The sequence below is a fragment of the Cytophagia bacterium CHB2 genome (genome assembly GCA_030263535.1).
Taxonomy (GTDB): Bacteria; Zhuqueibacterota; Zhuqueibacteria; order Zhuqueibacterales; family Zhuqueibacteraceae; genus Coneutiohabitans.
Genome location: SZPB01000255.1, coordinates 1 through 9,460, shown reverse-complemented (window position 1 = coordinate 9,460; position 9,460 = coordinate 1). Strand labels below are relative to the sequence as shown.

The 9,460-nt window shown below is 53.5% G+C and carries 9 protein-coding genes; all 9 read right to left on the bottom strand.

Annotated elements, in window-relative coordinates; translation table 11 throughout:
* Window positions 1-231 precede the first annotated feature (231 nt).
* The gene (locus FBQ85_20915) at window positions 232-1,506 is read right to left on the bottom strand and encodes a dicarboxylate/amino acid:cation symporter (protein MDL1877601.1); all 1,275 of its coding nucleotides are present in this window, start codon (window positions 1,504-1,506) and stop codon (window positions 232-234) included.
* Window positions 1,507-1,653: 147 nt separating this feature from the next.
* Window positions 1,654-3,219, bottom strand: coding sequence for a sodium:proton antiporter (locus tag FBQ85_20910; GenBank protein MDL1877600.1), 1,566 nt, complete (start codon window positions 3,217-3,219; stop codon window positions 1,654-1,656).
* A gap of 574 nt (window positions 3,220-3,793) precedes the next feature.
* A complete protein-coding gene (locus FBQ85_20905) occupies window positions 3,794-4,186 on the bottom strand; it encodes a hypothetical protein (GenBank protein ID MDL1877599.1) in 393 nt (130 codons plus the stop codon).
* A gap of 104 nt (window positions 4,187-4,290) precedes the next feature.
* Window positions 4,291-4,668 carry a hypothetical protein gene (locus FBQ85_20900; GenBank protein MDL1877598.1) on the bottom strand — a complete coding sequence of 126 codons (378 nt, stop codon included), beginning with the start codon at window positions 4,666-4,668 and terminating at the stop codon, window positions 4,291-4,293.
* Window positions 4,669-4,761: 93 nt separating this feature from the next.
* Window positions 4,762-5,304 (bottom strand): GNAT family N-acetyltransferase, encoded by a 543-nt coding sequence (locus tag FBQ85_20895; GenBank protein MDL1877597.1) that lies wholly within the window; start codon window positions 5,302-5,304, stop codon window positions 4,762-4,764.
* A gap of 43 nt (window positions 5,305-5,347) precedes the next feature.
* On the bottom strand, window positions 5,348-6,451 hold the full coding sequence (gene dprA / locus FBQ85_20890; GenBank protein MDL1877596.1) for a DNA-protecting protein DprA: 1,104 nt from the start codon (window positions 6,449-6,451) through the stop codon (window positions 5,348-5,350).
* 12 nt (window positions 6,452-6,463) lie between these two features.
* The gene (obgE, locus tag FBQ85_20885) at window positions 6,464-7,447 is read right to left on the bottom strand and encodes a GTPase ObgE (protein ID MDL1877595.1); all 984 of its coding nucleotides are present in this window, start codon (window positions 7,445-7,447) and stop codon (window positions 6,464-6,466) included.
* 379 nt (window positions 7,448-7,826) lie between these two features.
* A complete protein-coding gene (locus FBQ85_20880; protein ID MDL1877594.1) occupies window positions 7,827-8,198 on the bottom strand; it encodes a hypothetical protein in 372 nt (123 codons plus the stop codon).
* Window positions 8,195-9,460: translocation/assembly module TamB (locus tag FBQ85_20875; GenBank protein MDL1877593.1), on the bottom strand; the 1,266-nt coding region annotated here is incomplete at its 5' end. The genes FBQ85_20875 and FBQ85_20880, both read right to left, overlap by 4 nt.

The following is a 9,460-nucleotide window of genomic DNA, read 5'->3' as shown; positions in this document are numbered from 1 at the left end:
TGTAGTCCCCGCCCCTTGTGGGCGGCTGTTGAAGCCATGAAATTCGCGGTTGCAACAATGCCCCACGAGGGGGCAGGACTACGAATCCTGCACACGCATTTGAAAAACGCTGTAAGAGTGAATTCGTTGCTTCAAAAGCAAAGACTTTTCTGGAAGCGGATACCGCCCTTGCTTTATCCGCTTACCAAGAAATCCGCTTACAGAAAGCTTTTTTACATCCGGCTTATGGTATCACTCTTTCAATGCCACGCCTTCCGAGCGCGCGATATATGCCGCGCAGGTGATGTCGCCAGTGACATTCAACACGGTGCGGCACATGTCGAGAATGCGATCAACCCCGAGAATGATGGCGATGCCTTCCGGCGGCACGTGCACCATTTGCAATACCAGAATCAACAACGGAATCGAGCCGGAGGGCACACCCGCAGCGCCTACGGCCGTAAGCACGCTCATAATAACGACGATCAATTGCGTCGTCAAATCCAAATTCACCCCAAAGACTTGCGCGATAAACAGCACAGTCACGCCTTCGAACAGTGCCGTGCCGTTCATGTTCATGGTTGCGCCCAGCGGAATGACGAAGCCGGCGATTTTGGGCGGAATGCCGAGATTCTCCTGCGACACCATCATCGTCGTCGGTAACGTCGCGTTGCTCGAGCTGGTGGAAAACGCCGTGAGCATCACCGTCTCCACCTTCCGAAAAAATTTCAGCGGATTGTAGCGCGCGAACAAGCGAACCAGGACAGCAAGCGCGCCAAATTGGTGCAGCGCCAGGCCAACGATAACGGTGACGACATACATGCCGAGGGCAACAATCAAATCGAAGCCGAAGCGCGAGGTGACGCTGAAGATCAGCGCCGCGACGCCGTAAGGCGCGAGTTTCATCGCGATATTGATGATCTTGACCGAAATCTCATTCACCCCTTCGAGCAGCCGGATCACCGGTTGCGCTTTGTCCTGCACGATCAGCGTGAGCGCAATGCCTGCCATCAATGCCACAAAAATCAGCGCCAACATGTCGGGATTGGGGCGCGCCACCACAGCGACGGGATTGCGCGGCACGATGTTCACCAGCGTTTGAATGCCAAATTCCGTGCTCGCCCGCTCGGCGGCGCCCATTTTTTCAGAAGCTTCCTTGCCGTATTGCGCCATCAACTGGTCTTTCGTTTCTGCCGGCAAGTAATCGCCCGGGCGAATGGTGTTGACCAGCACCAACCCGATCGTCACCGCGATGGCCGTGACCATCAAAAAATACAGCATGGTGCGCACGCCGATGCGTCCGAGTTGTTTGAGATCACCGATTTGCGCCACGCCCAGCGCGAGACTCGAAAACACCAGCGGAATGACCACCATGATCAGCATGTTGAGAAAAATCTTGCCGAGCGGATCACTCAGATATTTTTGGAGGAATGCCACAATGGCCGAGTCATGCAAAAACTTATTGCACAGCACGCCGGCAATCGCGCCCAGGATCAAACCCAGAAAAATTTTGGTGTGTCGCGCCATGCAACTCTCCCTTCCGAAACAGTAGGCTTGTGGACATCATGCCAAACGGGTTTTGGACAATCAGCGCAACCCTCTGCGCCCTGGGATGAAAAACAGGTTAGCCCCATCATGCACCGGCCTTCGCATGATCATTCCAGGAAACAACCATCAAAAGAACATCAACGTTATCAACACAAAAGTCGGGATCAAAATGACCAGCGAATAAAACATGTATCCGAAAAAGCTCGGCATCTTGATGCCGTTCTCTTCGGCGATGGATTTCACCATGAAGTTCGGCGCGTTGCCGATGTAGGTGTTCGCGCCCATGAACACGGCGCCGCAGGAGATCGCCTTGAGATAAATTTCATTTTCGGCAATCAACATGTGCACCGATTCCAACTCGGATTTTCCGGGATAAAATTGCCCCAGCGCGGTGCTCAAAAACGTGAGATAGGTGGGCGCATTATCGAGAAAGCTTGACAAGCTGCCGCTGGCCCAGAAGTAATGCCACGGCTCACGCACCGCATCAATGATGAATGAAAGCGCGCCGGCACTGCCCGCGCGCAGCATCGCCAGCATCGGAATGATCGTCATGAAAATGCCGGCGAACAAAATCGCCACCTCCTGAATCGGCCCCCAAGTGAAACCATTGCCCTCGCGAATTTCCCTGGCGGTGAATTTCAGGCTCAACCAGCCCATCAAAACGAGAAAGAGATCGCGCAGCACGTCTTGCGTAGCGAGATGCACCCCGAATATGTTGAATTCTCCCAACTTGACCAAACCGCTGAACAGCACGCCGCCGATGACGCCGGCGAGAAAGATCAAATTATGCAAGCCGCGCAGGCGCATGGTCGCGGAGGTTTTGCGGTGCGATTTTGGCCCCTCGCGTTTGTATAAAACAGTATCACAGATAAAAAACAGGCTGAGCACGATCGCCGAGACGGCAAACATTTCCGGAAACAAGGTCATCGTCCAGAAAAACGGCACTCCGTGCAGAAAGCCGAGAAACAGCGGCGGATCGCCGAGCGGCGTGAGCGAGCCGCCGAGATTGCTCACCAGGAAAATAAAAAACACGAACACGTGAACGTTGCTTTTGCGTTCCTTGTTCATGCGCAGCATCGGACGAATCAGCAACATCGAGGCGCCGGTAGTGCCGACCCACGACGCGATGATAATGCCAATGGCGAGCATGCCTGTGTTCGCCGCCGGTGTGCCAGCAGGCGCGCCTTCCAGCAAAATGCCGCCGGCCACGGTGTAAAGTGCCCAGAGCAAAATGATGAAAGGAATATAGTCCTTAAAATAAATGTGAAGAATTTCGTGCGCGGCAACGCCGCCATACTGCAGCACAAAGGGCAGCGCAAACACCAGCGCCCACACGGCCGTCACTTTGCCGTAATGATGATGCCAAAAATGTGGCGCGAGCAAAGGGAACAGCGCGATGGATAACAAAATGCCTGCGAACGGAAAACCGCTCCACAGCGGCAGCGAAGCGCCGAGATCGCCAGGTTCACCGGGAGCGGATTCTTCTGTCGCAGCATTCAGCCTGACAACAGGCGCAGCCTCCAGCGCTTGACTTTTCCCGGAAGCGGCGGCAACGGGAAACACCGCGCACGCGAGAAACACGGCGAGGCCAGCGTATTGCAAGCGCTTGATCGCGACGGAGAAGAAAGATTTTTTTTTGAGGGGGAGGAGCTTGATTTCATGCAGTTGGCGCGGCGCCTTACCAGTTGTCATGCTGATCCTTGTGAAGTTGAGGCCTTTCAGGGGGCGTTTGTTGAGATCTCATTCGCATCACGCTCCACCTCAACATAGTATAAATTTCAATTCCCGCAAGCCAAATTTCGATGAATGTTTTGGCCGGCCACATGCGTGCCCGGCCAGTTGCCGCCGCTAAAACAAAAAAAGAGCACATTCATGCCTTTGCTTTTTTCGAAGTCGCAGAGCCGGCTTCTGGCGGCGGCGTTTTCGTTTCTGACGGGCGTGAAGACGGCGAAAGTATAACACGGACAAACATGTACAACATGGCAACAAGCAAGCCGCCGCCAATAATCGCCAGGAGAATTTCATTGTATGACATGGGGATTTCCTTTCAAAGCCGTGCATTGACAAATGCGAGTTGAGCATGCGCCTCACACCAAAACGGCGTTTCGTGAGTCAACCCAAAGAGCCGCGCCGCATCTGAGCACAGATGGTTCAGAGCAACAATAAACGCAGGCGCGTGTTTGCGAGTCAGGCGCACGAGTTCTCAAAGCAAAAACATTTTGCCCGAGTAGTTTTTCAAAAATGATTGAAACCGGTTGAAAGGAAATCACCCTTCGGAGGAATGCTCGCTGTGGGGCTGGCGAAACGCAATAAGAGGGGTGTTGAAGCGCAGATCGTTTTGGAGAAAATAATTGTTCAGTCCGGCAAACAATTTGATTTGAGCCATCGCCAGCATATGGCGGACGCTGAAATTAGCGCTCTCCAGCAAGCGCTTCGCGCCGGCCAGCGTCAGGTCGTGCCCGGCTTTGGGAATGATAAAATTCGCAGCAGAGACTTCTGCGTTGCCAATCGTGGTCAAGACGATATTGAACGCCGGATCACCGCTTTTTTCCAGAAAATACTTGCTGATCATCCCAGCCGGCGGCAACGTTGCAGCCAGATTGAGACCGATCAAAAGGAAGAACACACAACGCAAATTTTTCTTGAATGCTTTTTTCATGATTTTTTTGTGATGATCACACCGTCGGTCAAAACGCGCGCAAGAATACGTAACGCGGACTTCAAAGTCAAGCGCGAAAAATTACAGCCGTGGCAAGATGATGCTCACTTGCCCCACAACAAGTAAAGGCCGAGTATGGTTGCGAGAAAGCAAAATATCCACAAGATCACCGGCCCGGCAGCGCCGCGAAATTTGAATCCCAGCGCCTCCATTTCAATCGGCCCGGAATTCACGATTTTCAACAGCAACACAATGCAAAATGCCGTGATGGCCGACAACGGCACGCCGACCACCGCCGCGTAGTGCTTTTCGATAATCTGCAAAAACCAGCTATGCTCGGTGGTCGTCGGGGTGACGGAATGATAAACCAAGAATCCGAGAAAGTAACATGCCCACATACCCACGCCGATCACGGCGGCCCAACTGGCATAGCGTCGAAAACGCGACTCTGCCGGAGTTTCTTTGAATTCTTGTTGGTCCATGAGTTTGCTTGCTCAATGAGATGGTTTCACTCTGCGTTACACTGCAATCACTTTTTCAATAAAGCAAAAATTTTTTCTGCCAGAAAGCACTGATTAAGAGTCAAGCTTGTCGACCACTTCTGTTTCCTCTTTGTAAGGCGTAAAACCGGCCTTTTGATAAAAACGCAGCGCGCCGGGATGGTCAAGCGTGCATGTGTGCAGCCAAAAGCGTTTTGCCTGGCGCTGCCAGACGAGTTCGATCATTTCGTCAATCAAATGGAAACCCAACCCTTTGCCGATGAATTCCGGCATCAACCCAAAATAGACAAGCTCGACTTCAGGCCAGTGCTGAAAATCAAGCTCGGCATAACCGCCGGGCACGCCGCCGGCGTAAAGCACATAAATCTCGATGTGCGGATGTTGCACAAGGGCGGCCAGGGCTTCATCGCTGAGTTTGCGGCGTGCAACCCAATTCCACCCAGCGCCGACCGTATTGTAAAGATACCGATAAAATGAAACCGGCGGTTTCACAGCGCGCATGATGAGAGTATTCTCCGGCGCCGGTTTGCGCGCCGCCAATCTCGCCGGCGGCGCCAGCATTTCGAGATAGGTGACAGTGGTTTCCAGCTTGTCGGGCGGCAAATTCTTTTCAAGCATGTTGACCAATTAAGCGCTAAGCTCGAGGTTAATGCGGCGATTATCAGCTTCGCACAAAAAATTTTCCGGGCAATTGTTTGATGATGCCCTGCAATTCCAAATCCAGCAAAATGGCCATTAACTGCGGCCCCGGCAACATTGCTTTTTTTGATAAAGCGTCGATGTGAAACGGTTCATGCGAAATCAAATCATAAACGCTGCGGCTTTTCTCGTCCAAAGTCAGCGGCACCTCGGGCGCAATATGCCGGGGTGAAAAAAGTTCCAACTGGTTGTTGAGTTCTTCTAGAATATCATCAGCGCATTGAATCAGCTTTGCCCCTTCTTTCAAAAGTTGGTGCGGGCCTGCGCTTTTCGGACTGAAGATGCTGCCCGGAACGGCAAACACTTCACGATCTTGATCGAGCGCAAAGTTGGCGGTGATTAACGCTCCGCTCTCGCGGCCCGCTTCGATGACAATGACGCCCAGCGACAATCCGCTGATGATGCGGTTCCGGCGCGGAAAATTCATGGCATCCGGTTTGGCGCCAAGAGGAAACTCGGATATCACCGCGCCGTTGCGCGCAATGTCCTCCAGCAGTTTGCGGTTTTCTGCGGGGTAGACCACATCCAATCCCGAGCCTAACACCGCCAGCGTGCGGCCGCCGCTGCGCACAACCGCATGATGCGCCGCCGTGTCAACGCCGCGCGCCAACCCGCTCACGATCGTGATGCCATGCGCCACGAGATCCGCTGCGATTTTTTCAGTCACCATTTTGCCGTATTGCGTTGGCGCGCGTGTGCCAACGACGGCAATGGCGTTTTGATCGGCGGCCTGCAAAGCGCCTTTTAGGTAAAGTAAAACCGGCGGATCATTGATCTTTTTGAGCAGGGCGGGATAATCGTCATCCCAAAACGTGATCAACTCGCAGCCGCGCTGCTGCGCAAGATCAAGCTGACGGCGGGCAAATTCACGCGCTTCAGACGTTTTGATCGCGTGCGCCAGCGTTCGGTCGATGCCGGGCGCCTCGCACAATGCCGCCAACGGCGCGGCGGCAACGGCATGCACGGATTTGAAATGACTCACCAATGCGCGCACACGCGCCGAGCCGATGCCCGGCACTTGCAAAAGCGCAACCAACGCTTCAAGTTCTGCTCGCTGCAAAGCCACCCCCGGTTAAAATCATAGCGTCTGATTCACAGCCTTCCACATCAAATCCAAAAGCTCGGGCAAACCTTCACCGGTAACCGCCGAAATCCGGCAGGCCGGATAGTTCAGACTCTGCAAAAAATCCGCGCCAATATCTTTGTCCTCGCTCAAATCCATTTTGGTGATGGCCACGAGGCGCGGTTTCGCAAGCAGCGTGGCATCATAACCCTGCAACTCGGCGAGCAAAGCCTCATAGGTTGCTTGCATGTTTTCGGAAACGGCTTCGATCAAAATCACCAGCACGGCGGTGCGCTCGATATGGCGCAAAAAATCAATGCCCAGGCCGCGGCCTTGATGCGCGCCTTCGATTAACCCGGGAATATCGGCCACCACAAAGCTCTGGGAATCGTGATAGCGCACGACGCCCAAATTCGGGGTGAGCGTGGTAAACGGATAATCCGCAATTTTGGGGCGCGCTGCGGAAATGCGCGAGAGCAGCGTCGATTTGCCCGCGTTCGGCATGCCAACCAACCCAACATCGGCAAGCAGTTTCAATTCGAGCATGAGCCACATGCTCTCACCCAACTCGCCCGGCTCCCATTCGCGCGGCGCTTGATGTGTGGAGGTGACGTAACGCGCGTTGCCCCAGCCGCCGCGCCCGCCGCGTGCAACGACGAATTGCTCGCCCACGATGACCATATCTACCAGAATCTCACTCGTTTCCGCATTGCGAACGACAGTGCCTGGCGGCACGCGAATAACTATCTCCTGGCCGTTGCGTCCGGTTTTGTTTGCGCCTTTGCCGTGCTCACCGCGTTCCGCGCGAAAGTGTTTGCGCATCTGAAAATCTAGCAGCGTACGCAAATTCTTATCGACTTCGAGTATGACATCGCCGCCGTGCCCGCCGTCGCCGCCGTCCGGCCCGCCCTTGGGAACATACTTCTCGCGCCGAAAACTCATGCAACCGCTGCCCCCGCGCCCGGCTTCGACATATATTTTTGCTGAATCGACAAACATAGTTGCTTGATAATGGTTGGTGGGTACTTATTCCTGGATGCTGGTAACTTATTGTTGATTACTTATTGTTGATTACTTATTGTTGATTACTTATTGTTGATTACTTATTGTTGATTACTTATTGTTGATTACTTGTCGCTGATTACTGGATGCTGGGTACTCTGAAAACGGATTACGAATCAACTAGTGTGCTGGTACCTGAAAAAGCTTATCCCACACTGTAGGTCATCCAGAAGGTACCTTGTGAAGTTGCAGGCGTTATGCCGAGTACTTCACAAGATTCGTCTGACATTTCGAGCGGGTGCTCTTACAAATTAAGGTAACAGTTCACGAGCCTACTTATCCTCCTGCCACACAATTCCTTGCCGTGCTGCTGGTTCTACTTTATAATCAATTCCGGCAACGAGGGCAAGCTGATTTTATTGCGGCCGGCGCGGCTGCGCACGTGGATGAAAAGCGGCAGCGAATCGCCGATTACAATTGTGTGTTCCGTCAAGCCCTTTGCAATCACGATCGGCGCAGGCATGTCCCGCAACGGCGCCGTCGCCAAACTGCGAGGTGAAACATAAAGCAAATAACCGTCAAAATCCGCTTGCCGGTTTTCAGCGCCGGCCTGCCAAAAGATCGTTGCGGTATTGCCCTCGCGCCGGCTTTGCACCTGCTGCGGCGGCGGCAGTTCCAACACATCACGCACATGCGTCACGGTCACGCAACCGGCGAGTAAAATCGCCAAACCGGCTGCTCGTTTCATTGCCACTCTTTTTTCCAGATCACATCGAAACCGGTGTCTGTTTCATCTTTGCCGCCGCGCGTAGCCTGCAAAAAAAACTCGCGCAGCACCTCCAGTTCGAGAGCCACACGCAACGCCTCGGCAGAATTGAACGAGCTGAAATCCTGGCTGACGCTGATGAAAAGATCGTTGGTAATATATTTTCCAACCAACACAGAGCCGGGGGTTAAATTCTCGCCAGCGCCGAATTCGATCACATCAAGATTCAAGCCTTCACCGAGTGTTTTGGAGAGCTGTTGCGAAACCAGCCCGGAAACCACGCCGCTGGCCGAGCCTGCGAGGCTAATGCCGCTGCCCTGCGCCGGCGCGTTGAAGAGAATATACGAGATCGCATCTTTTTGCTCGATCGTGGTATTCTCGCTGTCCAATGAAAACACCACCTGCGGATTGGAAAGGCTGCCGGTAATGTTGACGAACATCTCATGCTTTTCCTTGCCCTGGCGAAAAACATAAGACGCCAGCAAATCGATTTGAATCGCGGTGTCGAGATCACCTTGAAAAATCAGCTTGCCGCTGCGCACGGTGAATTTCTTGCCGTAAAGCTCATAGGTGCCGCGCGCGATATCAATGGCGCCGAAGAGCAGATACGTTTCGCCTTCCTGCACGAGATCCAATTCGCCGTTGAGTTCGAGATTGACTTCCGGGCCGCGAATCCAGGTGTTGCGCGGCATGCGAATCTTCAATTCGCCGCTGACATGCTGCAGCAAGCGCGCAAACGTGCTATCTTTCTCCTCCGCATTGGTGTTGAGGATTTGCTGCAATTCGGCTTCGTCGATTTCCAAAATCTTGCCGGTTTGCATGCTGCTGAGAGAATAAATCGCGCGTTTGACGGTGACGGCGCCGGCATAGCGCAACCCGTTGGCATCGCCGGTAATGCGCGTCGAATCGCTGTCGATGCGCAGCTCCAAATCTCTGGTTTTTGAAAGTGGAAAATTTTGCGCAAACACCGAACCCTCGAGCGTGCTCACCTTGCCCTCGTGATCCAAGGAAATTTTAACGTTCCCCTCCAGCTTGCCCTTATCGCTTTCAACTCTAAAACTCGACATGTCGAGGGCGTTCGACGCCAAACTCACGACGAAAAACAGATCATGATAAGCTGTGCCATATTCCGGCAAGGCAAACGTTGCATTATAAACACGAATAGGCCCGCCGGGACGCATGTTTGACAGCGTTCCTTCCAGTTTGACGTCGCAGGAGAGCGTGCCGCGGATATTCTTCACGCG